The sequence below is a fragment of the Pseudoxanthomonas sp. CF125 genome (assembly GCF_900104085.1).
Lineage (GTDB): Bacteria > Pseudomonadota > Gammaproteobacteria > Xanthomonadales > Xanthomonadaceae > Pseudoxanthomonas_A.
Window position 1 is genome coordinate 523,979 of record NZ_FNLD01000003.1, and the last position, 25,793, is coordinate 549,771.

Consider the following 25,793-nt stretch of genomic DNA (forward strand, 5'->3'; position numbering starts at 1 on the left):
CCCCAAAGGGGCGCATTCCCCGATCGGGTAACTAACGCCCCTCCTTTCTCTGATATTAATTTGACCCTAACTGCCTGGAGATCCGCATGGCCTCACAGCCCCGGCTATCGGTTGTGGAGGAGTTCATCGAATCGAAAGACTGCCGGAGGTTGTTCCTGCGTTGTTGGCGTCCCGGAAGCGTCCGTGCCGTTGTGGCCATCGTGCATGAACGTGGGTCGCACAGCGGTCAGTATCGGCTTTTTTCCGAAGCCTTAGCTGCACGTGGCATTGCCACTTACGCTGTTGATCTTCGAGGATGCGGTCGGTCGCCGGGCTCGCGCTTCCAACTTCGCCCAATCGATGGCTACCTCTGCGATACCCGCACGATGATGTCCCGCATAAGCGAACGCGATCCCACGAGGCCGCTATATCTGTTCGGTCACGGGGCCGGTGCGGTGGTCGCCTGCCTCCACGCCTTGCGACACAGAGACGAGTTGGACGGGATCATCTGCGAGGGGATTACGCTCGATCCGCCTCGAAACGCCGCGATCTTGCGGATCTTCAGCGGGCTGGCCCCCTCTTTCGGCTGGCTGGCGGGCACTACGCTGCTCCGTGCCAACGACCGCCTACGCGAGGCCTTGGGCGAACTGTCGTTGCCACTGCTGCTGTTGCACGGATCAGAAGACATGATGGCACCGCCCTCCGGTAGCGAGTACCTTCATGGGCACGTGGGTTCCCGCGACAAGACACTGCAGGTATTCGAGGGTTATTATCATGATCTGATCAACGATCACGGCCATGCTATCGTCCGTGAGAAGACCTGCCAGTGGATCGAGGCGCAACTGAACTCCAGCGCCGGTCGCCGTCGGATGGGAATCGAGTACATCAACGAGTAGCTATGAATACCATCCGCATTCTCGCTGTGGATGACCATCCCCTCCTCAGGGAAGGGATCGCTGCGCTGATCGCCGGTCAACCCGACATGCAACTGTCTGCGGAGGCATCGACCGGCATGGAGGCCATCGAACGCTTCCGTGAATTCAGACCGGACATCACCTTGCTCGACATCCAGATGCCGGGCATGGGCGGCATCGAAGCGCTGATTGCTATTCGGAGCGACTTCCCTGACGCGCACGTAATCATTCTGACGACGTATGGCGGTGATGCGCTGGCACAGCGTGCACTCAAAGCGGGCGCGCATGCATACGTGCTCAAAGGATCCGTACGCAAGGAGCTACTGGATACGATTCGCTCGGTGCATTTGGGGCACAAGCACATCACCGCCGACGTGGCCAGCGCGCTCGCCGCACATCGAGGAGGAGAAAGCCTTTCATCGCGAGAGATCGACGTGTTGAGGCTGGTCGCCGCGGGTAACTCCAACCACGAAATCGGTTTGCATCTGTCGGTGAGCAAGGAAACGGCGAAGGCGCACATAAAACACATCATGGCCAAGCTGGGCGCCAATGACCGCACCCATGCCGTGACCTTGGCGCTGGCTCGAGGAATTCTTCCCTCGGTGGGTGAGTAAGTCTCGGCGAACCTTAGTCCGAGCCGACGTAGGCACGACTCGCGGGAATTTTCAGCTCCACCAGCGTGCCGTTGCTGTCGCTACGGATTTCCAGGCTGCCGCCCAACTGGCGAGTCCGCTCTCGCATGCCCTGTATCCCCCAGTGGCCGTCCCGACCGTACGCGATCAACTGGGGCTCCAGGCCGAGACCGTCATCACGCACACGAATCGAAAATCGCTCGACGCCCCACTGAACTTCGACTTGCACCAGCTTGGCTCTTGCATGTTGCACGGCGTTTCGAAACGCTTCGCGACCTACCTGCAAGACATCGTCGCGCACCAGCGGGATCATGCGGCGCGGCGCGCCTTCGACAACGATACGGTAGTTTGGCGCGCCGTCTTGGGAGAGCGTCGGCATATCCTGTGCCATTGAGCGCAGCGCTGCCTCCAGATCGGGTTCGCTGGCGCCGAAGGTACGGAGCTCTGTGACCGCTTCCCTAGCCCTCTCCACGGTTTCGTCACCGCGGCTCAGCGCCTCATCCAGCGCGATCGCGGCTTCTTGCGACCTCGCCGGAAGGAGATTACGTACCGCCTGCAGCCGAAACATCAAACCATGAAATCCCTGCAGCAGGGAGTCATGTAGCTCGCGCGCGATGCGAGTACGCTCTGCGACGCGTTCGTCAAGACGAATCTCGAACTGGTGCATCACTTGGCGCATGCGCAGCTGATAGATGAGCAACGCCGACCCTAGGACGAGCAGACTTACGAGTGTGTAGAACCATGTGGTCTGCCACCAGGGCTCGAGAATGGTGAGTTTCAACGCCGTCGTCTCGGACCAGTTACCTCCGCTCGCGGCTGCCTGTACTTCCAGCCGGTAATCTCCCGGCGGCAGAGAGTTGTAGGAGGCCACGCGCCTGCCGCTGTCCACCGCGTGCCACTCCTCTCCCAGCCCAACCAGACGGAAACGGTAGCCAATCGCAGTCGGATTCGTGTAGCTCAAGGCCGCGAATCCGGCGGTGAACGTGTTCTGCGAGTAAGGCAAACTCAATCTTCCCAGTACCGGTAGCACCTGTGGTTGTGACTGTGGCGGCCCATCAGGAAACCTGCGTCCGGCGATCATCAGATCCGTAAACTCGACGGGGGGTACATGCCTCCGCATTCGGATCCGGTCGGGGTAGAACGCCGTGGCTCCCGAGAATCCGGCGAAGTACATTTTATGTGCCCGACTTTGGTAGCAGGCGCCCCAGCCTGTGAAATCCAGGCCCGGAAGCCCATCTATCCGAGAGTAGCTCTGGATTTTCCCCGTTGCCGCATCGAGCCGCGCGATACCCTTATTGGTCCCAAACCAGATACCTTCCTGCGCATCTTCAAGAATGCAGCTCACAGCATTACCCGGCAGCCCATCGTTGACGCGATAATTGCGGATGTGGCTAGTGGCTGGATCAAGCGCGTCAAGACCATTCTGCGTTCCCGCCCAGACGACTCCGCGCCGATCGACATGCACGGCGTTCACCCTGCCATTGCTCACGCTCCCAGGCGCGCCGATGGACGGGAACTTCACAAATTCCTTCGTCACTGGATTGAAACGCTGCAGGCCGTACTGGTGAGTGCCCAACCAGATGTTCCCCGAGCTGTCTTCCGCTAGGGCGAGATACTTTGGATCAATTTCCGGCGGTTTGTAGTTCTCGAATCGGCCGCTCTTGTCGTCGAAGCGGGAAAGCCCGCCCCAAGTCGCAAACCAGACGTTCTGCGAGCGGTCCACCAAGATGTCGTTGACCACGTCATCTGCAAGACTGCTTTGATCGGCGGGATCGTGCTGGAATCTAACCACGCGACCCGATGGTTCGACTAGGACTATGCCCGTCCCCGTAGTGCCTAGCCAGATGCGTCCACGAGCATCCTGCGCCATCGAGATCACATCGGCCTGCAGACCCAGTCGCTGGTGCAGATCCTGTCGTTCACCTGACTGTTGATCGACACCTAACAGCATCCCCATGTAGCTGATCCACAAAGATTGGCCCTCTACCTCGAGAATGGAATTGACCATCTTTTCGCTGCGTACGCGGAGGGAGGCAGGTCTCGGTGGAAGTTTCTCGAAAAGTGGTTTCCGTGCGGGGAAAAGGTTGAGTTGCTCGCCATGCAAGGCCACCCAGATGTTGTCCTCCCGGTCCTGAAACAGCGTGACGATGTCGTCACCACCGAGGCTTTGCGGGTCACTAGGGCTATGGCGATACCGAATGAAACGCTGACGATCGACATCAAGGCGAAGCAGCCCCGCACCTCCGGTTCCGAACCACAAGCCACCGTCGCGATCCTCGAGCGCCGTGAAGATTCCGAAGCGTGGCATCGGCGCGCCAGTGCTGTCGACGAATCGGTAGTTGGTCAGACTATTAGTCGACCGATCAAAGGCGGAGAGTCCGCTTCCGCCCGCATGATAGATCCAGAGCATTCCCGAACGATCTTCGACGAAGTTTATTTCCCGCGGCTCCCGGAGCGGTATCCGTGTGAGCACCCGACCACTGCTCCGGTCGATGGCTTCGAGCCCTGCAGAACTCGTTATCCAGAAAGTGCCCGAGCGGTCTTCCTTAGCAAATTTCAGATCACTACTGGCGAGTGAACCAGAGTCCTCGGAATCAGCTTGGAAATGCGCGAGGGTTTTGCCGTTCGAATCAACCCCATATAAGCCCGCAGTGGTGCTCAGCCACATAGTCCCAGATCGATCCTGGTAGAACGATTGAGCCGTTGGACCAGACGGGCCGGCATAGGCGATTCGATTGAAAGTCCCGGTCCGGGGATCGAAAGTATCTACGCCCTTATCGGTGGAAATCCACAACCGACCGGACTTATCGTTATGAATAGCGTAGACGAACACCCCACCAAGCTGGTTCCTGGCTTTTGGATCGGCTGCAAATACCATATGACTATATCCGTCGAATCGATACAGGCCGTATTGCGTCCCAAACCACATGAATCCCATATCGTCCTGGGCAATCTGCCCGATTCGCGACCCTGAGAACTCCTGAGAGTTTTCTACGCGGCTGAAGGTAATATCGTCGCCTTCTATCACAGTTATGGGGCGCGATTCCGCAGCAATGTACGCTTGCGTCACTGCGTTGGCATCAGCGGCAGCAGAAAAGTACGACGTTGCAAGCGCCGCGAAGCCCATCCGACAGAGCCATCTATACAACGCAGACATTCCTATCATTCTGATAGACATGCGCCGGCACAAGTAAGGTCAGTGACAATGCTGCTTCAAGCCAGTTCGAGGCTCGGAACGTGATGGCTCTGGTGCTCCCGGGACTCACCGAACATGGGAAAGTCCGGGTAGCTGAGTTTGGCAGAAGAATAACCCGATAGCCGCCCCTCCCGCCAAGAGAGGATCGATTCCCTATAGGCGCGCCCCACCATGGGTCGGAAACTTCCGCTCGTTAACACACGAATATCTGGGATATCGATGTCCGCTACCGGCGTCGGCCTTCCACCGGCATCGTCCCTTTCGGCATCGTTGAGATGTCCGCAACAGCAGCCTCATAGTCAGTGATTCTCCGACCATGTCTGCTGCGGACAATCCATTTGGCCAGGGTCCTTTCGATCACACGGTTTCACGCTCAAGGGTCAGGGTAGCAACTTTAAGCATTGATGCCTCCGTGACCGGGAGGGTAATCAGACGGTCGCACCCGTTTTGGCTGCCGCTAACTGATTGGCTGGCTAGTGGCCAGCCAATCACTTGATGAGACCATTCTCATTATCTGGTGGTTTTAGGCTGGTCCGCCTCAGAGCACTCTTACTAGATCAGCGGCCACTTAGCGGTTTCACTGCGTTGCTCGGGGAGCGGGCGGGGATTTTCACGGCGGCGTGTCGGAACGCTTCCAGTGCGGAAGCAACTCGACGATTCCGGCTTGTGCATGAAGGCCGATCTCATCAGGCAACCGACTGGAGCTACAACAGCTGGCGCAGCAGTTTCCGATGCGTGTCCTTGATGCGCTCCACCTCTTCGGCAGCAGCGTCCCCGAAAGCCAGTTTCGCGACGGCTGCGTACACCACCGGGGTCATGGCGAACTCGAAATGCTCGGTAAGCGGATTCGCCTTCATGCGGCCTACCGCCACCTGCTCATCGATGGCCACCTGCCGTTCCGCCCGCCTTTGAAGATTGTCTTTATGCCATTTGGCCAGCACATCAGGGACACGGTGCCCTTCTGCAATCAGCAATCGCATGATGGCCAGGGCTTCGGGGGTAAGCGCTTCATAGGTCACCTCGATCAGGTTATCGATGAACTCGGGAAGGTTTCGCGCTTCTTGTATCTTCGACCAGTTGTCCTGCGCTTTGCCCACCGACGACAGGGATTGGAGCAGGGTTTCGAAGATTTGATCCTTGCTGGCGAAATGGACGTAGACATTGGCCTTCGAAATGCCTACGCGCCCGGCGATTCTGGAGATGCTGGTGGCGGCAAAGCCCATGGCGCTGAATTCGGCCAGCGCGGCCTCCAGGATCTGCTTGCGCCGGACCTCGGGAGATAACCGCGTTCTCTTCGCCTTTACGGCGGCCTTTTCCTTCGGTTTCTTTTTCGCCTGCGTCATCGTGACGATGTCCCTCTAATAAGGCCGCCGCATTCTCCGCAGCATGGAATCCGGGCGGGCCGTAACGCGGCAAGCCGGTGATCCCCAAACCAGTGTAGCCGGAGGGTGGCATCCACCCGGACCCTTTCTCTCTGGTCCTTCTCCCAGCCAGCGCAAGCTCGCGGCCGGCACCAAGCCGCAAATCTGAATGTGCACTTACCAACCCGGGATACAGTAATGACCGATCGGTCATTATGACATAGGATCGCTACTGTCCCATCGGTCAGTAAGACACGATTCCCAGCGTGCTGCGATCCGCACGGCAGCGTCGTGTCGGATCACCTGGATGGGACACCACTGACATCAACCTGCCGGCCCCCCCAATTGGCCGGCCCAATCGAGGATTCGAAAGATGCGTCATGAGGGACTACGTCGTCTGCCATCAGCGGCAGGCTTGAAGCTACTTGGAATCCTGTCCCTCGGGGCAATCGCCACGATGACCCACGCGCAGGAGGTCGAGGCGACCAAAGCGGAAGACTCGCGCTGGGGCATTGGCTTGGGAGCCGCAGTGATCCAGCGGCCTTATCGCGACTACGACGATGAAACGAAGGCGATCCCGATTGTCTACTTCGAGAACCGCTGGGTGGACGTCAACGGCGGCCGGATCGACTTCAAGGTGAACGACAGCGACGTACTGGATTTCCGGTTGAGGGCGCGCTACGCCCTGGACGGCTACGATCCCAGCGAGTCGGACTATCTGCAAGGCATGCAGGAACGCGACGACAGCGCATGGGTAGGCGCCGCGGTTGTTTGGAAGAACCCGATCGCGGAAGTGTCGGCGGAATACCTGGTCGATGCGATGGACAACAGCGAAGGGTCGCGCGGCCGCGTACAAGTAGAACGCCGCTTCGGCATGGGCCGTTTCGGTCTGACCCCGCGCGTGGCTGCGGAGTGGGTCGATCAGAAATACGTGGCGTACTACTACGGCGTCCTTCCAGGAGAAGCCACGATGGACCGTCCTTTCTATGAAGGCGACGCTACCGTCAACGTCGAAGCGGGCCTTCGGCTCGACTACAGCCCTGGGCGGCGGCACACGTTCTTCCTGGACGTCGGCACGGTCAGCCTTGGCGACGAGATAAAGCAAAGTCCTCTGGTCGAACGTTCGTCGCAGACCAGGATCTCGGCGGGCTATCTGTTCCACTTCTGAAGATCGCACCCACTTCAGGTGCGCGGCTTTTTGAACACGAGGGGCGCGCAGCCCCTCGATCACCGGTCTTCGAGCAGAGGAATGTCATGTTTGCTGGCTCACCCAAGAAGAAGCAGTCGTCCCCGCTCCAAGGGAACCGCAGCTACTGGTTCGACTTGCCGGATATTGCGCCACGCAAGAAGCGTCGGAACCGGCTGCCGATACTTCTAGGGGTCGGTCTTGTCGGCATGGTCGTTCTGCTGCTGATGCTCGCCATGCTTCATGTTTTGCCTTGATCTTGCGATTCTGTCGGTCTTCGCAGAACGACAAGTCTTGACTCGCAATGGGCGGCGCGCCTTTCGATGCTTCCGGCGGTCCCTGTCGGCGTGGTGGCTGCGCGACTTACGCGTCGCTGCCGGGGTTGCGCGCGCTCCGCTTCCCTTTCCCGTCAAGGTTGCTCACCCCGAATATCGGTTTTGGCCGATAGCAGTCACTTTATGCTGCGCGGGTATCAGCACGCCGGTATCCGCTGCCGACCCGCGGCGGACGTCGCTGCATGCCGCGTTCGCGCTTCGGGCATGCGGCAACGCGGCCGGGAAGCGATCCGTTCAGAAGGGCTGCGGTGCGACCGCGTTCAATCGCACCTGGCGGGAAGGCAGGCCTCCGGCTTCGATGTCGACCACGACTGGGCCTGCCTGGACGCCGGCGCGGACCGCGGCGACCACCCGTCCATGGAAGGTTTTGCGTTCGCCGGACCGGAAGCTGGACACGTCTATTGGATTGCCGGTGCCGATACCGGCCAGGGTTCCCACGCCGCGCACGCGTACCTGCCTGTCGTTGTTGCCGGCACGGATGGGCGTGCCGTCGGCGGCGTGCAGTTCCACGGCGACGTAAACCGGATCCTCGCCATTGGCCGTGTCGGAACTGGCAGCAGGCAGCAGGTAGGTAATCGAATGCTGCATTACAGCATAGTCATTGCGTCGCTCTTCGCTCCTTCGCCGCTAACGTGCGTCGCACGAGCCAGGCGCATATGCGGCCCGCCGCATCTATTCGTTTACGGAATGGCACATGCTCAATACTTCATTTGTCGTGCAAGCGGGATTCGACGAAGCTTCGTGCAGGCATGTGAGCATCGCCGCTTCTATCTGTTTGTGGTCGGTGATGCAACTGATCGCGCCGCCGGTTCGATACGCCCGAAAACTCCGCTCTATGATGGCTGCCAGGACGAAACGATTTGTGCTGGCGTTTGTTGCCTGTATCGCTGATCGTCAATGCAGCAAACAGGAACAGTGAGAAAAACCGGTGTTGATGCGTTTTGCATCGCACCCGAAAGCGCTGCAATTCTTCCAACCGACACAGGGGCAGACACGTGATGACCTGGACAATGCGCGGCCTGCGCAAGATGAGCCTGATGTTGTTCGCCGCGGCGATGGCCGCCAATGCCTGCGCCGGGCAGCCCGTCGATGTTCGCCTGACGATTACCGCCGAGGCCGCCGGACCGCGCATTGAGCCGGACGTGTACGGCCAGTTCGCCGAACATCTGGGCGCCGGCATCTATGGAGGCCTGTGGGTCGGCCCGGATTCCGACATCCCCAACACGCGCGGCTGGCGCAACGATGTGGTCGGGGCGCTGCGCCGTATCAAAGTGCCGGTGGTGCGCTGGCCCGGCGGCTGCTTCGCCGATGATTACTACTGGCGCGACGGTATTGGCGATCCGGACCAGCGCCCGGTGCGGTTGAACCGGTGGTGGGGCGGCGTGTCGGAGAACAACCGCGTCGGCACGCACGAGTTCATGGACTTGGTGGAACAGCTTGGAAGCGACGTGTTCGTCTCCGGCAACATGGGGTCGATGACGCCGCGCGACATGAGCCATTGGCTGGAGTACATGACGGCCGAAGGCAAATCGACGCTCACCGACGAGCGCCGGCGCAACGGCCGGGACAAGCCCTGGAAGGTGAAGTACTTCGGCCTGGGCAATGAAATGTGGGGCTGCGGCGGCAACATGCGGCCGGAGTACCAGGCCGATCTGCACAACCAGTACGCCACCTTCCTGTCGGGATCGGTGCTGCGAGTGGCCTCCGGCGACGGTACCCAAAACGACCATCTGATCGAGATTCTGATGGAGCGTTCGCGCAAGCACATGGACGCGCTGACGCTGCACCAGTACACCATCCCTGGTGGTTGGGAGAGCAAGGGCCAGGCCACCGGCTTCGACGCGGAGCGCTGGGCCAAGACGCTCGATGCCGCGATGAGCATCGAGCAGCGCATCAAAGCCATCTCGGCCATCATGGACAAGCACGATCCCGACAAGCGCATCGCGCTTTACATCGACGAGTGGGGTGCCTGGCACGACCCGGAGCCCGGCACCAACCCCGGCTTTCTATATCAGCAGAACACCCTGCGCGACGCGTTGCTGGCCGCGTTGTCGTTCAACGCGTTCCACCGCCACACCGACCGCGTGAAGATGACCAGCATCGCGCAGATGGTGAACGTACTGCAGGCTATGGTGCTGACCGACGGCTCACGGATGCTGCTGACGCCGACCTACCACGTATTCGATCTGTACCAGCCGTTCATGGGCGCGACACCGCTGAAGACGGCAATCCAGACGCCGAAATGGCGGCAAGGCGGCGTAGAACTGCCGGCCGTCGACATCACCGCAGCGCGCGCCGCCGACGGCACGGTCCACCTGGCACTGGTCAACCTAGATCCGGCGAGGCCGGCGCGCGTGGCCACGAATCTGAAGACCAGCAAGCCGGTGCAGGGGAAGATCCTGACCGCTGCCGCGATGGATGCGCACAACACCTTCGAGCAGCCGCGCGAGCTCGTGCCGGCAACGTATACCGCGCAAGCCGGCGAGTCGGGACTTGCGCTGGAGCTGCCGCCGAAATCGGTCGTCGTGGTTGAGGTGCCTGCACCGTAGATCCTTATCGGCTGGGCGGATCGAGATCGCCCCAGCGGCAGTACTTGGAAGAGAAACGTTCATGCGAGACGACAACGGTTCCTGGAGTGCAGGCTGGACAAGGCGCTCGTTCCTCCAAACCTCGGCTTGGGCTGCGGCCGGCGCGCTGAGCCTGCCGCACGCGCGTGCCGCGTCCGCGGCGTTCACGCCCGCATGGTCATCGCTGGTCGATAACTATCGGGTACCGGATTGGTTCCGCGACGCCAAGTTCGGCATCTGGGCGCACTGGAGTGCGCAGTGCGTACCCGAGATGGGCGACTGGTACGCGCGCCGCATGTACATCCAGGGAAACTGGCAGTACGACCACCACGTCAAGACCTACGGCCACCCGACCAAGGTCGGGTTCATGGAGGTACAGAACCGCTGGAAAGCCGAGAACTGGGATCCCGACGCGTTGCTGGATCTCTACGTGAAGGCCGGCGCCAAGTACTTCGTTGCACTGGCCAACCATCACGACAACCAGGACGCGTTCAACTCCAAGTACCACGGCTGGAACACCATGCGCGTGGGCCCCAGGAAGGACATCGTCGGTATCTGGGCCAAGGCGGCCCGCGCGCGCGGGCTGCGCTTCGGCGTCAGCAACCATGGCGCACACGCCTGGCACTGGTACCAGCCCGCCTACGGCTATGACCCCGAAGGGCCCCATGCCGGTCAACGCTACGACGCCTTTCACCTGAGCAAGGCCGATGGCCGCGGCACCTGGTGGGAAGGCCTGGACCCGCAGGAGCTCTACACCGGCCGCAACATCGTCATGCCCGATGGTTTCAAGACCATCCGTAGCGTCGAAGCCTGGCAGGAGAGCCAAACGGCCCACTGGGACGAGAAGCCGCCGCTGCACAACCCAGCCTTCACGCGCCAGTGGTTCCTGCGTTGCCGCGACCTGATCGACAGCTACCGCCCCGACCTGGTCTATTTCGACAACCACGGCCTGCCGCTCGGCCAAGCCGGGCTGGACATGACCGCGCACTACTACAACGCCAACATGACCTGGAATGGCGGCAAGCTGGAGGCAGTCGTCAATGCCAAGGCGCTGCCGGCGGAATGGCGCGCCGGTGTCGTGGAGGACGTGGAGCGGGGTTTCCGCGAAGGCATCGAGCCGCTGCCCTGGCAGACCGACACCTGCCTGGGCGACTGGCACTACGCCCGCTCCATCTTCGACAACCACCAGTACAAACCTGCGAGCACGGTGATTCATCGTCTGTGCGACATCGTTTCCAAGAACGGCAATCTGCTGCTGTCGGTTCCGATGCGCGGCGACGGCAGCATCGATGCCGACGAGCGCGAGATCCTGGAGGACATCGCCGCCTGGATAGCGCGCAACGGCGAGGCCATCTATGGCACCCGCCCATGGCGCACTTTCGGCGAAGGGCCGACGCGCGTGGCGGGTGGCATGTTCAGCGAGCAAACATCGCAGCCTTTCACCGCCCAGGACATCCGCTTCACCAGCAAGAATGGCGCGCTGTACGTCATCGCGCTCGGCTGGCCTGCCGACGGCGTGCTGCGCATCGCCGCGCTGGCGGAAGACTCGGCGCTGGCGCCGGGGACGATCGAGCGCGTCGAGGCGCTGGGCGCCACCGACAGCCTGCCGTTCACGCGCAGCCGCAAGGGTCTCGAGGTGCGTTTGCCTGAGGGTTTGACCGGCGCGATCGCGGTTGCGTTGAAAGTACGCGGCCCTGGGCTTGTCTGAAGACCGCTTCCATGGCCGCGCCTTGCATTTCCGGCGAGCGCTGGACAGACAAGCTTCGTCTTGAATCGTTTGGCGTGGACTTACTGGAGAAGTTAGATGTTTGCATTCTTGTTGAATCTGCGGCGCGTCGGCTTGCCGCTGATGGCCTGGGCAGCGGCGGCTGTCGGCGTCGCGCCCGGTGCGGCCAGCGCCGCCGAGGCTCCCTCACGCGAGATCACGATCGACCTCGCGCGAGCCGAACGGCCGCTGGACCGGTTCTTCGATCTGTCTATCGGCTCGGATTTTCCAGGCACGTTGATACGCTCCGACAGCCAGGCCCAGCTGAAGCTCGCCGTCGATGAGCTGGGCTTTCGCTACATTCGATTCCACGACATCTTCCACGATGTGCTGGGCACCGTGCGGGTCGTCGACGGTCGTACCGTGTACGACTGGACCAGGATCGATCGACTCTACGACGATCTGCTGTCGAAAGGGATCAGGCCCTTCATCGAGCTCGGATTCACGCCCGATGCGATGGCCACGTCCAAGCAGACCATCTTCTACTGGAAAGGCAATACCTCCCACCCGAAGCTGGAGCCATGGCGCGCGCTCGTCGATGCGTTCGTTCGCCACCTGCGCGATCGCTACGGCGTGGCGGAGGTGCGGCACTGGTACTTCGAGGTCTGGAACGAACCGAATCTCGACGGATTCTGGGAGCGGGCCGATCAACAAGCCTACTTCCAGCTCTATGACGTCACAGCCAGAGCAATCAAGGCGATCGATTCCACGCTGCAAGTCGGCGGCCCCTCGACCGCGGGCGCGGCATGGGTTCCGGAATTCCTCGAGTATGCGCATAAGAACGGCGTGCCCGTGGATTTCGTGACTACCCACGCTTATGGCGTAGACGGTGGTTTCCTGGACGAGAAAGGCGAGGCCGACACCAAGCTTTCTCCGTCTCCGGACGCCGTCACAGGCGACGTGCGCAGGGTCAGGGAACAGATCAGCGCATCGCCGTTTCCGTCGCTACCGCTTTACTTCACGGAGTGGAGCACCAGCTACACGCCGCGCGACGCCGTGCACGACTCGTATATCAGTGCGCCGTATATCCTCAACAAGATCAAGGCGACCCAGGGACTGGTGCAGGGCATGAGCTACTGGGCCTACACCGACCTGTTCGAAGAGCCGGGTCCGCCGCCCACTCCGTTTCACGGCGGCTTCGGGCTGCTCAATCGCGAAGGTATCCGCAAGCCGGCGTTCTTCGCTTACAAATATCTGCACGCACTCCGCGGCAAGGAGATTCCATCTTCCGATGCCGAGTCCCTGCTGGCGACGGAGGGTTCCAATACTTCGGCATTGCTCTGGAACTGGGAGCAGCCTCGGCAGAACGTCAGCAATCGGCCGTTCTACACCAGGCTCGTTCCCGCTTCGCCGGTATCCGCGGCGCGGCTTACGTTCAAACATCTGACGGAGGGCGCGTACCGGCTTCAGGTCAAACGCACCGGCTTTCGTGCCAACGATGCGTACTCGGCCTATATCGAGATGGGGGCTCCCGCTTCTCTGAGCGCCAGCCAGCTCGGCAAACTTCGCGAATTGACGCGCGACCTGCCGGAGACCGACCGCAGGATCGAGATCGGACCTGCCGGAGAGCACACGCTCGAGGTTCCGATGCGCAGCAACGATGTCGTGCTTGTGACGTTGACGTTGGAGCCGGAGGGACGCTGATGTTTGCGCTCGCGGCAGCCCCCGTCCACCGGCCGCCGCGCGGAAATCACGGATCCGTTCGGCGCATGAGCGGTTCGGCACGATCCGGGCACTGACTGGCATGCGATGTCTGCAATGTGCGGCCGTCTCGATTACAGTGCCGACCCGACCCGATGACGCCACAGGCTAGCCAGCAGTGAATAGCACCACGACGAACGATGACGGCGCTCCTTTTCTTCCCGCGCCGGCATCCGCTGCGCATCTGCCCGGGCTGGATCTGCTGCGCGCGCTCGCCGTCGTGTGGACGATGCTGTTCCATTCCTACCTGGTCGGCGGCCTGGGCGAGGACTGGGCCTGGGCGCAGCGCTACGGATGGATGGGCGTGGATCTGTTCTTCGTGCTCAGCGGATTCCTGATCGGCTCGCAAGTGCTGAAGCCGCTGGCGGCCGGCGGCCGGTTCTCGTTCCGCCAGTTCTATCTGCGCCGCGCGTTCCGGATCCTGCCTGCGTTCTGGGCGGTGCTGGCGGTGTATCTGCTGTGGCCCGGGTTCCGCGAAGCGCCGGGCATGGAGCCGTGGTGGAAGTTCGCCGGCTTCTTCGTCAACTTGTCGATCGACTATGCCGACAACGCCACGTTCTCCCACGCATGGTCGCTGTGCGTCGAGGAGCATTTCTACCTTGTGTTCCCGCTGTTGGCATGGCTGCTGGCCAAACGCCCCTCGGTTGCCGGCTTCGTCGCGCTGTGCGCGGCGATCGTGTTCGGAGGGATCGCCCTGCGCGCCGCGGTCTGGCTGCATTTCGACGCGCTGCAGCCCGCGCGTCCCTGGTTTGTCGAAAACATCTACTACCCGACCTGGAACAGGCTCGACGGGCTGCTCGCTGGTGTGGCTCTTGCGGTGTGGAAGACTTATCGCCCGGGAGGTTGGGCGCGCGCTGCCGCGTACGCCAACCTGATCTCGTTGGCCGGGTTGGCGACGATGGCGCTGGCGTTCTGGCTGTTCCGCGAGCGCACCGGCTTGCTAGGCAACAGCATCGGCTGGCCGGTGCTGTCGCTGGGGTTGGCGCTGCTGGTGTTCGCCGGAGCACAGGCGGACAGCTGGATCGGTCGCCGCGCGCTGCCCGGCGCGGGCTGGCTGGCGGCGGTGTCCTTCAGTCTGTATCTGGTGCACAAGCCGATCTTCGGCCTGGTGCACGCGCATGCCGGCGATGCCTTGGAAGGCAGGGGCTATGCGGCTTTCGCGGTGTACGGCATCGCTTCGCTGCTGGCGGCAGCGCTGCTGTATTACCTGGTCGAACGCCCCGGGCTACGGCTGCGCGACCGGATCCTGGCGCGGCCACGGCCGGTGGTCGCGGCGCCGCCGGCCGTGGAGTCCGCCACGGGTTAGCGGCCTGCGTCGGTCACGGACGGAACGCGTATGGACCGAATGTCGCGCCGATGAAACCGCCGGCGACATCGTTGCTCAGGATGCTGGCATCCAGGCCGGTCGCCACCGGCTTCCATTGCTCCGGCTCCACCGCAAGACTGGACCGACTCACTTCTGCGCAAGTAGCTCACGCAGGAACTCGATGAATCGCTGCGTCTTCGCCTGCGGTAGCCGGGTTTCCGTAATGGCGTAAACAGGCATTGGCTCGCCGTACGATCCCAGCGCAGCTTTCCGTTGGCCCGAGCTCGTCAGCGACGATTTATTCCGGCGTCAGGACGATGCCCACGTCGAGCGTCGCCGGATGACGGATCATACCCATGCTGTTGATCGAGAACCGACCACTCACCGGCACGAGGGAGGGCCGCTTGCCATCGTGCAATGCCCTTAAACCGATATCCGAAAAGCGAGGGCGACGGATCAGACCGTCGTCTTGCCGAGGCGCCGCGCGTTGTCGTGCGTGCTTACTTCATCCTGCCGCGCAACCGCTGGATGCGATAGCTGGCTTGGTATTTTTCCACCAGGGCGCCGAGCAGCGCCTGGGTTTTCGGCAGATCTTCCAGGGCCTTGACCACGTCTTCCCATACGTCCTCGTGCGCCCAGCGGCCGAAGCGGATGTAGATGGCGTGCCAGGCGCCGTACTCGACCGGAACGTCCGACCAGTAGGCACGGGTATGGGCCATCCACAGTACCGCCTCGACGAAGCGGCGGGCATTGCCGCCGTTGCTGGCGCGAACGCCGATGCGGCCAGGCAGCACTGCCAGCACCTTGGCCCATTGCGCGTCGCTGAGACGCTGGCGCGCGCGCCAATTTTCCTCGAAAGTCGCTTTGTCCACGCCTATGTCGTCTATACGAAACGTCCATTGCGGCCTCATGGCCGTGTCACGCGGAGTTACGCCCACTACCTTCATGGCCATCCTGTTCATGCGCGCACTACCGCTCTGCGAAGGGAATTGCGGGCAATAACGGTTTGCTCGTCCATCTTTGCTCCTGCCCGCATTCCGGAAAAAAACGAGGGGGCCGAAGCCCCCTCGACCTGTCGCCGTCGCAGCGACTGCAATACCCGCCAGAGCTTGGGGAATTGACGGATACCGCACGCGGCGCAAGAGTGGGGTACTCGCTGCGCCACGCAACCACCGGGGGGGAAGCCGCCGGCGGAAGCCTTGAGATCCTTGGGGTCGCCACGCAGCCACCGATCACTCGATGGCCGCATGGGCGCGGGACCACCCGATCCCCGCGCTTGTGATCATCCTCACTCTCCGTGTGCGACGAACACCCGACAACCACTCCTGCGGCATAGCTTAGGCAGCAAGCCGAAACGCACCAGCCATGTGTGACGAACTGATGGTTCGCGAATCGCGAACACTCGCCGAGCCGCTGTTGTCCGGCCGTTGCCGGCAGGGGAGGCACCCGCTCGCGGCGGGTCGGTCACGCCGCGGGCGAAGCGGTTACGGCGTCGCTTGCGCCTGTGCGATGCGCTCGTCCCAACTGGCGACGGCGGTGATGCGTTCGCTCAGGAACGACAGCAGGGTCTGCACCTTCTGGGAAGCGCGCCTGCTGCTGGGATAGACGATCGATATCTGGCGGGCGGGCGGCGCGCACTCGGGCAGGACGATGCGCAACCGTCCCGAAACGATGGCGTCGGCGGCAAGGATGCTGGACGCCTGCACGATGCCGAGGCCCGCGCATGCGGCCAGGACGAGCTGTTCGCTGCTGTTGCTGCGGATCCGCTCGCGCACCCGGCAGCTGCGCACTTCTCCATCGATCCACAGCTGCCAGCCGCCGTGGCCCTCGCCCGAAGCATCGATCAGGCCATGGTGTTCGGCCAGATCGTCGGGCGACTGCGGCACGCCATGCGCACGCAGATAGTCGGGGCTGGCGCAAAGCCACTGTCTGAAGCTGGTCAGAGGACGCGCGATGAGGTTGGCCTCGCCCAGGCGGCCGGCGCGGATGGCGACATCGAAATGGCTGTCGCCCAGGTTGGCGTACTCGTCGTCGGCCTGGATATCGAGCAGCACTTCGGGATAGCGCTCGGCGAATTCATTGAGCAGCGGCGCGATCAGCGCGCCGTTGAAGGATTCGGGCAAAGCCACGCGCAGGCGTCCGCGGACCAGGCTATTGAATCCGGCCACGAAATCGGTGGCCGCGCCGATCGATTCCAGTATGCGCACGCATTTGGCGTAGTACACGGCGCCCACTTCGGTGGCGCGCACGTTGCGCGCGCTGCGATCCAGCAAGGGCGTCCCCAACTCGCGCTCCAGGTCGCTCACGCGCCGGCTGATCACCGACTTGGTCGTGGTCAGGCGCCGGGCCGCCTCGGTGAAGCTGGCCGTTTCCACCACGGCGACGAAGGCGACCATGTCGGCGGTCTGGATCATCGTTCTGTCCTTGCCATCGCAAGCATCGGTCGCTCCATTCGCGTCATCGCCCGATCGCCACTAACCTGCCAACACGCTACGCAGAGCCGCATGCAGCGTGTCACGGTCGGCGTCGCAAGCCACCCGCACGCAGTTGCGGTCGCGCATCCATCCCGTCCGGCCGGGCACTTCGTCCGCCGGGGTCAGCAGCATGACGCTGGTTTCCGCCGGCAACTCCAGGCGCTTGAGGATCTCGCGGCCGTTGCTGCCTGCGAACGGACTGGACAGCACCAGCGCACCCAGCGCGCCGTCGCGCACCAATGCCTCGATGCGCTCGATGTCCTGCACCGGCACCACCGGCACGCCCAGATCTACCAGCAGTGCCGCCACTCCGCTCGCGCGCTGCGCCGGTTCCACCGCCACCACCGCTACTTTCTCGCCATTGAGCAGCGCGGCAGGGAGGGACGACTCCAGCACGCGCAACTCGCCTTCGGCGCCGGCCACGCGATCGAGCGGGAAGCGGATCCAGACTTCGTGGCCGCCGCCACGCCTGGACACCAGCTCCACCATCGCCCGCATCTGCTGCAGCAGCTGCTGGCTGACCGCCAGGCCCAGACTGCCGCCGGCGTTGGACTGCAGCAGATCGGCGGTGGTGACCAGCGGGCCGAAATGATCGGCGCTGAAGCCGGAAGGCTCGCATGCGATTTCGATCTCCAGGCCTTGCGCGGCGGCCGACAGCGACACCACCAGGCGGCCCGCTTCGATGCCCTCCAGGGCATGGATGATCAGGTTGATCAGGATCTGTCGCAGGGCGAGCGTATCGATTTCGATCAGGTTCTCGCCTTCGGGCACGCGCACTTCGAAACCGATGCCCTGCGCCTGCGCCTGCAGCGCGAAGGTTTCCTGCAGCAGCGCCGCCAGTTGCGACGGATCGACGATGCCCAGGTTGCGGGTGCCTGCGGTGAGTTCGCCCAGGCCTATCAGGCCGTTGGTCGACAGCGCATCCAGACGCACGGCGGCGTGCTGGATGGCGGCGATGGAGCGCAGGGCGGCCGGGTCGTTTTTGCAGCGTTGCTGCAGCAGGCGCGCATGGCCGGCCAGCTGCGCCATGGGTGCGCGCACGCTGTCTATCAGTTCGGCGAACAATTCCGAGCTGCGGCGGAACTGCCGCAGGGGATGCGGATGCGGCGATGCGTTCGGCGCGCTTTTGCGGATCTCGCGGCGACGACGGTCTTCCAGCAGCGCGGCTTCGTTGCTGGCTTGCTGGTTGCGCCGCAGCGCCTGCATCAATCCGGTCGCATCCAGCAGCACGAAATGGCGGCTGTCTTGCTCGGCCACGATATGGATGTCGGCGTAACGATCTTGCGACAGCAGCATGGCCGGGATGATGTCCGGCGTGCCGTCCCATCCCTCGCGCAGATCCTGCAGGCGTTTGTAGATGTCCTGGCGGGTGTCGTCGCCGGCGACGAACCAATCGATGTCGCCCACCACATCCAGCACTTCCCCGTCTTCGCCGAAGCTCACCACCACGGGCGGCCGTGCCTGTGCAGGCGTTGCGGCGGGTTTGCGCGGAGCGCTCACGGCGATTTCGAGCCGGCAGGCGCATCGGCCACGGCCGAAGCCAGTGCGGCGAAGGCTTCCTCCACGCCCTGGCCGGTGCGTGCGCTGGCGCTGAACACCGGCAGCCGCTGCGCAAGCTCGCGGAGGCGTTCCGGCGGCACTTCCCATTCGCCGGCCAGATCGCATTTGTTGAGGATCAACACCGCCGGCAGATCGCGCCCCAGCAGCCGTACGGCCTGGTCGCGCAGCGCCAGCACGGTATCGACGGTGTCGGCGCGGGTACCGTCGGCGATCAGCAGCAGGCCCTGGCTGCCGCCGATGTAATTGGCGCGCATCTGGTCCAGCGAGCTGGCTCCGGCGATGTCCCACAGCACCAGGCGCAGGTCGCGGCCCTCGGCGTCGGGCAGGGTCTTGGTATCCACCTTCACCCCCACCGAAGTCAGATAGGCCTCGGAAAAGGTGTTGCGCACGCTGCGCGCCACGGTACTGGTCTTGCCTACGGCGAAATCGCCGAGCAGGCTTATTTTTCGGGACAGGGAAACGCTCATCGTTGCACCGGCGCGGGGTAGGGCACGACCGTGACCACGGCGGCGCGCGTGGAGGCGTTCTGCGGCAGCGCGAATGCGGCATCCTGGTTGACCGTCATGGTCGAAGGCCGATGCAGTTGCGCGGCCAGGCGGCTGGCCAGCCATTCGGCGCGCTGCTGGCGCAGGCCGCGGTTCTGGTCGAGCGTACCGGGTTCGTCGGTCAGGCCTGCGGCCTGTATATGGAAGGCGATGGAGGAAGTCGCGCCGATGCGCTCCAGTGCCTGCAATTTCTGGCCCATTTCGGCCAATGCCCTCTCCCAGCCGGCATCCGGCGTCACCGTACCGCTCAGGAACGAAAGCTCGAGCGACTGGATGGAAGCGATGGCGGCATCTATTTGCGTTTTTTGCGGATAGGACAAGCCGTCGTAGTCGATGCCGATTACCCCAGGCGTGGACAATGGCGTGGCCCGTGCGCGATACCAGTCGGGAAACGGCACCGAACCGGTCAGGCGGATCACGCCTTTGGTGTCGGGCGCCTTCACTGCGGCTTCGGGCAGGCGCAGGGTCTGGGCCACACGGCGCTGCACCAGTTGCGGTTCCAGCGACACGAATGGCCGCGTGCGCATTTCGACTTCCACGCGCGGGTAGTGTTGCGCCAGCCACGTCCGCGGATCGCTGGCCAGGGGGTCCATGAGGCCTTCTATGCGCAGGCGGCCGCGCTCGCCATCGTCCAGTTTGGACACCACCAGTCCGGGCGTAGCGGAAAGATGCCGTTCGATCGCACCGACTTGCGAAGACCAGCGCCAGCCGAGCGCGGCATAGACCAGCAGCGCCAAGGCCGCCAGCGTCAGCGCCGCCCACATGTATTTGCGCCGCTGCGGACGGGTACCGCCCTGTTGGGTGGCCCAGCGCGAATTGAGGTCGTCCAGTTGCGGTTGTTCCAGCAGTCCGGCGCCAGCGATGCCTACCGATTCGGCTTCGCCCAACTGCGCGCCGTAGCGCGCGTGCAGCTCTTCGTTGAGCTCGTCCAGCCGCATGCCGAAATCGCTGGACGGCACGCCGCGCACGAACGCCACCAGGCGCGCTCCCGGGCCTTCGCTGACCGCAAGCCGGTAGCCGCCTACGGTCGCCGAGCCGATGCCGCCGCCTTCTTCGTCCACCGTCACCGAATCGCGCACGAATTGATGGATGGCGGTGAACATGCCGGCCACCGCGTCGGCATCCAGCGCCGGCAGGCCGCTGGCGGTGAGGTGGCCCAGCAGCAATCCGGATTCCGGCGCGATCAGGAACAGGTGCTCGACCTGGTAGCGCGCGGTATGGCGCAGCATCACTTGTGCGTAGGGCGTGCCGCTGCGCCAGGCTTCCCAACGCCACAGCAACGCGCGCGGACTGAAGGTGTCGCTGAGCGCGCGATCCAGATCGTCGGCCATCTGCCGCAACGCATCGCTCAGCGAACGGCGGATGGCCGGGCCGATGATCGGATATACCGCCTGCACCACCGCCTGCGGGCGGCGGCGCACCGCGATTTCCAGCGAGTCGGCGCTGGCTTCGGACAGCACGTTGGCCAGCCGCGAGCGCTTGCCGGCGCGGAGGCTGGCTTCGATGTCTTCGGCCAGCAGGTCCGGCACGCGTTCGAAACGCGCGGTCGCCTTGCCTACGCTGTCCTGCAGCGCGTCCATGCGGTCGCGCTCCTGTTCCAGCAGCAGTTGGCGAAGACGGTCGTATTCGCCGTTCATGCGCGGCCGGCCCTCAGCCGTTCTTCGAAGCGTCCTGGGCGCCGCGCAGGCGCAACGAGACCTCCGCCATCAGGTCGGCCAGGTCTTCGCGCGCCAGCTTCTGTCCGCCCAGTTCGCTGCGCGCCGACGATAGCGCATCGCGCACCGCCTGCAGCGCCGCCTGGGTGCGTTCGTCGAGTTGCGCCAACGCATCGCGGGCGCGGGCTTCGGTAGCGCTGGCGTTGTCTTCGTGCTGCTGCAGCACGGCGTTGATTTCGCTGCGCTGGGTACGCTGGGACTGGCCGAAGCGCACATCGATATCGTCCAGCGCGCTGGTGCGCGCGGCGCTTTCCTGGCGCAGTTGCGCGCCGAGTTTTTCGATCTGCGGATCCAGCCGCGCTTCCAATCCGGCGATGCGCCGCTCGTAGTCGGCGGCCACGCGGGCCAGCTCGCTTTCCATGAGGTCGCTGAGTTCCTTGATGCGACGATCGAAATCGCGGACCACGCCGCCGAACATCAGTTCGCGAATCTGGTCCATCTTGTTGTCGCTGGCGTCCGCATTGGCCGCATCGGGCGCCTTGTCGGCGATTTCAAAACGTTTGTTGGCACCCATGTTCACTCCGACGTGGCTCTGCAAGATGTGTTCTGCAAGACGACTTTGCCGTCGCGTTTGCCTCTGCGCCAACTTTTGGTCGCGCGGAACGGCATGATGCGACATTTGTCACATTATCCGTCGCCCAGCGAAGAAACTCCTATTACTTCGCTAATAGTGAGAACACTCACACTAGTAAGATTCAGGATTATTCGCTGTGCAGCTCGGCAACGAAGTCGTAGGCATCGCCGCGGTAGAACGAACGCGTGGATTCCACCACCCGGCCATCGGCCAGAAACGCGCGGCGCTCTATCAGTAGACCCGGACTGCCGGCCGGCAGGTGCAGCAGCTTCGCGGTTTCGGCGTCCAGCGCCACTGCGCGCAGGTGCTGCAAGGCGCGCACTGGGCGATGGCCATGCGGCTGCAATGCTTCGTAAAGGGAATCGACCACGCTCAGCGGGTCCGGCAGCAGTGCGTGCGGCACCAGGGTGCGCTCCACTGCCAGCGGCGCATCGCCGCCATAGCGCACGCGGTGGAAGCGGATCACGCCGCTGCCCGGGGACAGGTTCAGGGCCATGGCTTCTTCGGGAGTGACTTCGCCCACGCTGCGCTCGAAGAACTCCGAGCGCGGGTTGAGGCCGCGCTCGCGCAGGTCGTCGGTGAAGCTGGTCAGGCGCGAGAACGAGCGCTGGATGCGCTCGGCCACGAAGCTGCCGGCCCCATGGCGCTGGGTCAGCAGGCCGGACTCGACCAACCCGGACAGCGCGCGCCGCACGGTGACCCGCGACAACGACAATTGCTGGCACAGGTCGCGCTCGCTGGGCAGGGCCTGCCCGGGTTGCAGCACGCCGCTGTCGATCAGGTTCTGCACCGCCCGGCGCAGCCGCACGTAAGCCAGGGTGCGGGTGGTATCGGCGGCGCCAAGGCGCTGGTATTCGCGGGACAGGGCGGAGGACATGAACAGAAAGTACCAATGAAATACCAATCCCGCAAGTGGAATGACCAATCGCCCTCATTCAAGGGATGTGGATGGCGATCATGGTATTTCGGTGGTATTTTCCCCGTTCCTGCCACTGTTCCTCCAAGAGACCCGCTGTGACCGCCAAGACTGTCCCCGTCGACACCTTCGACCTCGTGATTTTCGGCGGCACCGGCGACCTGGCGCTGCGCAAGCTGCTGCCCGGTCTGTTCCGGCGCTACGCCGACGGCCAGATCCCGGAGGACAGCCGCATCGTCGGTGTAGCCCGCGACAAACAGTCCGACGACGATTACCGGGCCAAGGTCAACGAGGCGCTGGTCCCGGTGGTGGGCAGCGAGCCTTCGTTGCAGGCCAAGCTGGCGCCATTCCTGCAAAAGCTGGGCTACCACGCACTGGACGCGACCAAGGACGAAGGCTGGCAGGGTTTCGCCGACGAGCTGATGACCCACGGCGACCGCATCCGCGTGTTCTACCTGTCCACCAGCCCCAGCCTGTTCGTGGACATCTGCACCCGCCTCAACGCCCACGGCCTCAACCAGGGCAAGTCGCGAGTGGTGATCGAGAAGCCGATCGGCAAGGACTCGGCCAGCGCGGCGGTGATCAACGACGCGGTGGGCAGCGCGTTTTCCGAAAGCCAGATCTTCCGCATCGACCATTACCTGGGCAAGGAAACAGTGCAGAACCTGATGGCGCTGCGCTTCGCCAACATCCTGTTCGAGCCGCTGTGGAATTCCAACTATGTCGACCACGTGCAGATCACCGTGGCCGAAACCGTGGGCCTGGAAAAGCGCGCCGGCTACTACGACACTTCCGGCGCGCTGCGCGACATGGTCCAGAACCATCTGCTGCAGTTGCTGTGCATGGTGTCGATGGAGCCGCCGGCGGCGATGCAGGCCGACGCGGTGCGCGACGAGAAATTGAAAGTGTTGCGCTCGCTGCGCCCGATCGATGCCGAGGACGCCGCGCAGATGACCGTGCGCGGCCAGTACCGCGCCGGCGCCAGCAATGGTGGTGCGGTGCCGGGCTATCTCACCGAGCTGGGCCGCAACGATTCGCGCACCGAGACCTTCGTGGCGCTGAAGGCCGAAGTGGACAACTGGCGCTGGGCCGGCGTGCCGTTCTACCTGCGCACCGGCAAGCGCCTGGCCGAGCGCGTATCGGAAATCGTCATCGCGTTCCGGCCGGTACCGCATTCGATTTTCGACCAGGCCTCCGGGCCGGTGATGGCCAACAAGCTTGTGCTGCGCCTGCAGCCGGACGAGGGCGTGAAGCTGTGGCTGATGATCAAGGACCCGGGCCCGGGCGGTCTGCGCCTGCAGCACGTGCCGCTGGACATGAGCTTCGCCGAGGCCTTCGGCGTGCACCAGCCCGAAGCCTACGAACGCCTGCTGATGGACGTGGTGCGCGGCAACCCCACACTGTTCATGCGCCGCGACGAAGTGGAAGCGGCATGGAAGTGGATCGACCCGATCCTGGCCGCCTGGGAAACCCTGCGCGAAGCGCCCAAGCCCTACACCGCCGGTTCGTGGGGACCGAGCGCGGCAGTAGCGCTCATCGAACGCGATGGGCGGACCTGGCATGAAGACGCGACATAAGCGATTTGTTCCCTTCTCCCCTTGGGAGAAGGAAAACAGGAGCAGCCATGACCACCGACCTCTCCCCGAAAATCCAGCCGCATACCTTTCCCGACCCGACCGCCCTGGCCGAAGCCCTGGCCCTGTCCGTCGCCGACGATCTACGCGCCGCGCTTGCCGAGCGCGACACCGCCAGCCTCGCCCTGTCCGGCGGCAACACCCCCAAAGCCTTCATGCAGGCGCTCGCCCTGCAGCCGCTGGACTGGCCGCGCATAGCGGTGACCCTGGTCGACGAACGCTGGGTGCCGGAATCGAACGCGCGCTCCAACGCGGCGCTGCTGAGGACCAACCTGCTGCAAGGACCGGCTGCTGCGGCGCGCTTCGTTCCCCTGTACCGCGATGCGCCGGAACCCGAACAGGCGCTGGCCGAAATCGAATCCGACCTGGCTGCCCTGCCTTGGCCCTTCGACGCACTGGTGCTGGGCATGGGCAACGACGGGCACACCGCGTCGTTCTTTCCCGGCGGCGATCACCTGACGGCCGCCCTGGACCCCTCCACGACGGCGATGCTGCTGCCGATGCGCGCGCCCGACGCAGGCGAACCCCGCATCACCCTGACCCTGCCGCCAATCCTGGCCGCGCGCCATCTGTATCTTCACATCGAAGGCGCGGGCAAGCAGCAGGTCCTGGCCGAAGCCCTCTCCGGCGAGGGTCAAGGCGCCGCCTATCCCATCCGCAGCGTGCTGAAACATGCCCGCTCCCCCGTGCGGATTTACTGGACGGCTTGAGGCATCCGCACCGGCCCTGCTTATAATGGAGGCCTTGCCTGCGGCGCTTGCGCCCGGACCCGTCCCTTAACCTGCATGCGGCAGCCCCGGGATCCTTGATTTCAGTAGCCAAGCGCGGCCCCGGCCGCGCTGCCAAAGGTGGAAAGTGCGTAACTACGACCTCGAATTCCTCAAGCATTTCTCCATGGTCATCGGCTTCCTGGTGCTGGTCACCCTGGGCCTGATCGCCGGTGCGTACCACCTGCACAGCAGCCTTCCGCCGGAAGTCTCGCCCGTGGCGGCCAAGCAGACCGAGGCACGCATCGCCCCGGCCGGCGCCGTATATGCCGGCGCCACCGGCGCTGCCGCCCAAGCGGCGGCGCAGGCCGCCGCACTGGCGGCCGCTTCCGCCCAGCAGGCCTACGGCGGCACCCTGGACGGCGGCGTGATCTACCAGAACCTGTGCGGCGCCTGCCACACCAATGGCGTGGGCAAAGCCCCGACCCTGACCGCCGCCGGTTTCGGCGCGCGCGCGGCCAAGGGCAAGGACACCTTGTACAAGCACGCCATCGAGGGCTTCACCGGTCCCGATGGCGGGGTGATGCCGCCCAAGGGTGGTAACCCGGGCCTGACCGAAGAACAAATCCACGCCACCGTCGATTGGATGCTGGCCAACGTGAAGTAAGCTTCGGCCCTCGCCGATGCGCGCAACGCCGCCTTCGGGCGGCGTTTTAGTTTGAATCC

23 protein-coding genes are annotated in these 25,793 nt (G+C 63.7%); 12 read left to right on the plus strand and 11 right to left on the minus strand.

Translation table 11 applies throughout. From position 1 onward, the window contains the following. Positions 1 to 86 precede the first annotated feature (86 nt). Together BLR66_RS15865 and BLR66_RS15870 are read left to right on the plus strand one after the other, a co-directional pair. The gene (locus BLR66_RS15865; RefSeq protein WP_093289261.1) at positions 87 to 875 is read left to right on the plus strand and encodes an alpha/beta fold hydrolase; all 789 of its coding nucleotides are present in this window, start codon (positions 87 to 89) and stop codon (positions 873 to 875) included. A 2-nt stretch (positions 876 to 877) separates the two neighbouring features. Beyond that, entirely contained in the window at positions 878 to 1,507 is a 630-nt protein-coding gene (locus tag BLR66_RS15870) for a response regulator transcription factor (protein ID WP_093289264.1), read from the plus strand. 13 nt (positions 1,508 to 1,520) lie between these two features. Here BLR66_RS15870 and BLR66_RS15875 read toward each other — a convergent pair whose 3' ends face one another. After that, positions 1,521 to 4,682, minus strand: a complete 3,162-nt coding sequence (locus BLR66_RS15875; protein ID WP_176943915.1) for a sensor histidine kinase — start codon at positions 4,680 to 4,682, stop codon at positions 1,521 to 1,523. A 743-nt stretch (positions 4,683 to 5,425) separates the two neighbouring features. Continuing rightward, positions 5,426 to 6,064, minus strand: a complete 639-nt coding sequence (locus BLR66_RS15880) for a TetR/AcrR family transcriptional regulator (RefSeq protein ID WP_093289270.1) — start codon at positions 6,062 to 6,064, stop codon at positions 5,426 to 5,428. 475 nt (positions 6,065 to 6,539) lie between these two features. Between BLR66_RS15880 and BLR66_RS15885 the strand changes: the two genes are divergently transcribed. Next, on the plus strand, positions 6,540 to 7,250 hold the full coding sequence (locus BLR66_RS15885) for a MipA/OmpV family protein (RefSeq protein WP_176943916.1): 711 nt from the start codon (positions 6,540 to 6,542) through the stop codon (positions 7,248 to 7,250). An 86-nt stretch (positions 7,251 to 7,336) separates the two neighbouring features. Continuing rightward, positions 7,337 to 7,525, plus strand: a complete 189-nt coding sequence (locus BLR66_RS15890) for a hypothetical protein (protein WP_093289274.1) — start codon at positions 7,337 to 7,339, stop codon at positions 7,523 to 7,525. A 312-nt stretch (positions 7,526 to 7,837) separates the two neighbouring features. Here the strand turns inward: BLR66_RS15890 and BLR66_RS15895 are convergent, their stop codons facing one another. Next, positions 7,838 to 8,191 carry a hypothetical protein gene (locus BLR66_RS15895; protein ID WP_093289277.1) on the minus strand — a complete coding sequence of 118 codons (354 nt, stop codon included), beginning with the start codon at positions 8,189 to 8,191 and terminating at the stop codon, positions 7,838 to 7,840. Between the two features lie 106 nt (positions 8,192 to 8,297). Here BLR66_RS15895 and BLR66_RS19035 point away from each other — a divergent pair, with 106 nt between their 5' ends. From BLR66_RS19035 to BLR66_RS15915, 5 genes are all read left to right on the plus strand, one after another. Next, positions 8,298 to 8,522, plus strand: a complete 225-nt coding sequence (locus BLR66_RS19035) for a hypothetical protein (RefSeq protein ID WP_143014680.1) — start codon at positions 8,298 to 8,300, stop codon at positions 8,520 to 8,522. A gap of 79 nt (positions 8,523 to 8,601) precedes the next feature. Continuing rightward, positions 8,602 to 10,152: an alpha-N-arabinofuranosidase gene (locus BLR66_RS15900; protein ID WP_255402702.1), complete on the plus strand. Its 1,551-nt coding sequence runs from the start codon at positions 8,602 to 8,604 to the stop codon at positions 10,150 to 10,152. Positions 10,153 to 10,213: 61 nt separating this feature from the next. Next, positions 10,214 to 11,878, plus strand: coding sequence for an alpha-L-fucosidase (locus tag BLR66_RS15905; protein WP_093289280.1), 1,665 nt, complete (start codon positions 10,214 to 10,216; stop codon positions 11,876 to 11,878). Positions 11,879 to 12,019: 141 nt separating this feature from the next. After that, positions 12,020 to 13,579 (plus strand): GH39 family glycosyl hydrolase, encoded by a 1,560-nt coding sequence (locus BLR66_RS15910; protein WP_093289903.1) that lies wholly within the window; start codon positions 12,020 to 12,022, stop codon positions 13,577 to 13,579. A gap of 241 nt (positions 13,580 to 13,820) precedes the next feature. Continuing rightward, positions 13,821 to 14,942 carry an acyltransferase family protein gene (locus BLR66_RS15915; protein ID WP_255402762.1) on the plus strand — a complete coding sequence of 374 codons (1,122 nt, stop codon included), beginning with the start codon at positions 13,821 to 13,823 and terminating at the stop codon, positions 14,940 to 14,942. Between the two features lie 13 nt (positions 14,943 to 14,955). On the opposite strand, the gene BLR66_RS19260 is transcribed toward BLR66_RS15915, so the two are convergent. The 8 genes from BLR66_RS19260 to BLR66_RS15945 all read right to left on the minus strand — a co-directional run bounded on the left by BLR66_RS19260 (position 14,956) and on the right by BLR66_RS15945 (position 22,687). After that, positions 14,956 to 15,093, minus strand: a complete 138-nt coding sequence (locus tag BLR66_RS19260) for a beta-xylosidase family glycoside hydrolase (RefSeq protein ID WP_176943917.1) — start codon at positions 15,091 to 15,093, stop codon at positions 14,956 to 14,958. Between the two features lie 349 nt (positions 15,094 to 15,442). After that, positions 15,443 to 15,904, minus strand: coding sequence for a transposase (locus BLR66_RS15920; protein WP_093289283.1), 462 nt, complete (start codon positions 15,902 to 15,904; stop codon positions 15,443 to 15,445). A 522-nt stretch (positions 15,905 to 16,426) separates the two neighbouring features. After that, positions 16,427 to 17,356 (minus strand): LysR family transcriptional regulator, encoded by a 930-nt coding sequence (locus tag BLR66_RS15925; RefSeq protein WP_093289285.1) that lies wholly within the window; start codon positions 17,354 to 17,356, stop codon positions 16,427 to 16,429. 60 nt (positions 17,357 to 17,416) lie between these two features. After that, positions 17,417 to 18,916: a sensor histidine kinase gene (locus tag BLR66_RS15930; protein ID WP_093289288.1), complete on the minus strand. Its 1,500-nt coding sequence runs from the start codon at positions 18,914 to 18,916 to the stop codon at positions 17,417 to 17,419. After that, a complete protein-coding gene (locus tag BLR66_RS15935; protein ID WP_176943918.1) occupies positions 18,913 to 19,443 on the minus strand; it encodes a Rab family GTPase in 531 nt (176 codons plus the stop codon). The genes BLR66_RS15930 and BLR66_RS15935 overlap by 4 nt, the downstream gene beginning before the upstream one ends. After that, positions 19,440 to 21,158, minus strand: a complete 1,719-nt coding sequence (locus BLR66_RS19265) for a hypothetical protein (RefSeq protein ID WP_176943919.1) — start codon at positions 21,156 to 21,158, stop codon at positions 19,440 to 19,442. The genes BLR66_RS15935 and BLR66_RS19265 overlap by 4 nt, the downstream gene beginning before the upstream one ends. A 13-nt stretch (positions 21,159 to 21,171) precedes the next feature. After that, a complete protein-coding gene (locus tag BLR66_RS15940) occupies positions 21,172 to 21,750 on the minus strand; it encodes a hypothetical protein (RefSeq protein WP_093289294.1) in 579 nt (192 codons plus the stop codon). A 187-nt stretch (positions 21,751 to 21,937) separates the two neighbouring features. Next, positions 21,938 to 22,687 (minus strand): GntR family transcriptional regulator, encoded by a 750-nt coding sequence (locus BLR66_RS15945; RefSeq protein ID WP_093289297.1) that lies wholly within the window; start codon positions 22,685 to 22,687, stop codon positions 21,938 to 21,940. A gap of 137 nt (positions 22,688 to 22,824) precedes the next feature. Here BLR66_RS15945 and zwf point away from each other — a divergent pair, with 137 nt between their 5' ends. From zwf to BLR66_RS15960, 3 genes are all read left to right on the plus strand, one after another. Beyond that, the gene (zwf, locus tag BLR66_RS15950; RefSeq protein ID WP_255402708.1) at positions 22,825 to 24,303 is read left to right on the plus strand and encodes a glucose-6-phosphate dehydrogenase; all 1,479 of its coding nucleotides are present in this window, start codon (positions 22,825 to 22,827) and stop codon (positions 24,301 to 24,303) included. A gap of 47 nt (positions 24,304 to 24,350) precedes the next feature. Further along, positions 24,351 to 25,070: a 6-phosphogluconolactonase gene (pgl, locus tag BLR66_RS15955; RefSeq protein ID WP_093289300.1), complete on the plus strand. Its 720-nt coding sequence runs from the start codon at positions 24,351 to 24,353 to the stop codon at positions 25,068 to 25,070. Between the two features lie 145 nt (positions 25,071 to 25,215). Then, the gene (locus BLR66_RS15960) at positions 25,216 to 25,734 is read left to right on the plus strand and encodes a c-type cytochrome (RefSeq protein ID WP_093289303.1); all 519 of its coding nucleotides are present in this window, start codon (positions 25,216 to 25,218) and stop codon (positions 25,732 to 25,734) included. Positions 25,735 to 25,793: the final 59 nt, after the last annotated feature.

Bases quoted from the DNA above. Each gene is read 5' to 3' on its own strand.
- BLR66_RS15875 (WP_176943915.1), bottom strand. From the start codon at position 4,682: ATGTCTGCGTTGTATAGATGGCTCTGTCGGATGGGCTTCGCGGCGCTT.
- pgl (WP_093289300.1), top strand. From the start codon at position 24,351: ATGACCACCGACCTCTCCCCGAAAATCCAGCCGCATACCTTTCCCGAC.
- BLR66_RS15945 (WP_093289297.1), bottom strand. From the start codon at position 22,687: ATGTCCTCCGCCCTGTCCCGCGAATACCAGCGCCTTGGCGCCGCCGAT.
- BLR66_RS15925 (WP_093289285.1), bottom strand. From the start codon at position 17,356: ATGATCCAGACCGCCGACATGGTCGCCTTCGTCGCCGTGGTGGAAACG.
- BLR66_RS15920 (WP_093289283.1), bottom strand. From the start codon at position 15,904: ATGAACAGGATGGCCATGAAGGTAGTGGGCGTAACTCCGCGTGACACG.
- BLR66_RS15940 (WP_093289294.1), bottom strand. From the start codon at position 21,750: ATGGGTGCCAACAAACGTTTTGAAATCGCCGACAAGGCGCCCGATGCG.
- BLR66_RS15885 (WP_176943916.1), top strand. From the start codon at position 6,540: ATGACCCACGCGCAGGAGGTCGAGGCGACCAAAGCGGAAGACTCGCGC.
- BLR66_RS15880 (WP_093289270.1), bottom strand. From the start codon at position 6,064: ATGACGCAGGCGAAAAAGAAACCGAAGGAAAAGGCCGCCGTAAAGGCG.
- BLR66_RS19265 (WP_176943919.1), bottom strand. From the start codon at position 21,158: ATGAACGGCGAATACGACCGTCTTCGCCAACTGCTGCTGGAACAGGAG.
- BLR66_RS15865 (WP_093289261.1), top strand. From the start codon at position 87: ATGGCCTCACAGCCCCGGCTATCGGTTGTGGAGGAGTTCATCGAATCG.
- BLR66_RS15895 (WP_093289277.1), bottom strand. From the start codon at position 8,191: ATGCAGCATTCGATTACCTACCTGCTGCCTGCTGCCAGTTCCGACACG.
- BLR66_RS15910 (WP_093289903.1), top strand. From the start codon at position 12,020: ATGGCCTGGGCAGCGGCGGCTGTCGGCGTCGCGCCCGGTGCGGCCAGC.
- BLR66_RS15900 (WP_255402702.1), top strand. From the start codon at position 8,602: ATGACCTGGACAATGCGCGGCCTGCGCAAGATGAGCCTGATGTTGTTC.
- BLR66_RS15935 (WP_176943918.1), bottom strand. From the start codon at position 19,443: ATGAGCGTTTCCCTGTCCCGAAAAATAAGCCTGCTCGGCGATTTCGCC.
- BLR66_RS15870 (WP_093289264.1), top strand. From the start codon at position 878: ATGAATACCATCCGCATTCTCGCTGTGGATGACCATCCCCTCCTCAGG.
- BLR66_RS19035 (WP_143014680.1), top strand. From the start codon at position 8,298: ATGCTCAATACTTCATTTGTCGTGCAAGCGGGATTCGACGAAGCTTCG.
- BLR66_RS15905 (WP_093289280.1), top strand. From the start codon at position 10,214: ATGCGAGACGACAACGGTTCCTGGAGTGCAGGCTGGACAAGGCGCTCG.
- BLR66_RS15890 (WP_093289274.1), top strand. From the start codon at position 7,337: ATGTTTGCTGGCTCACCCAAGAAGAAGCAGTCGTCCCCGCTCCAAGGG.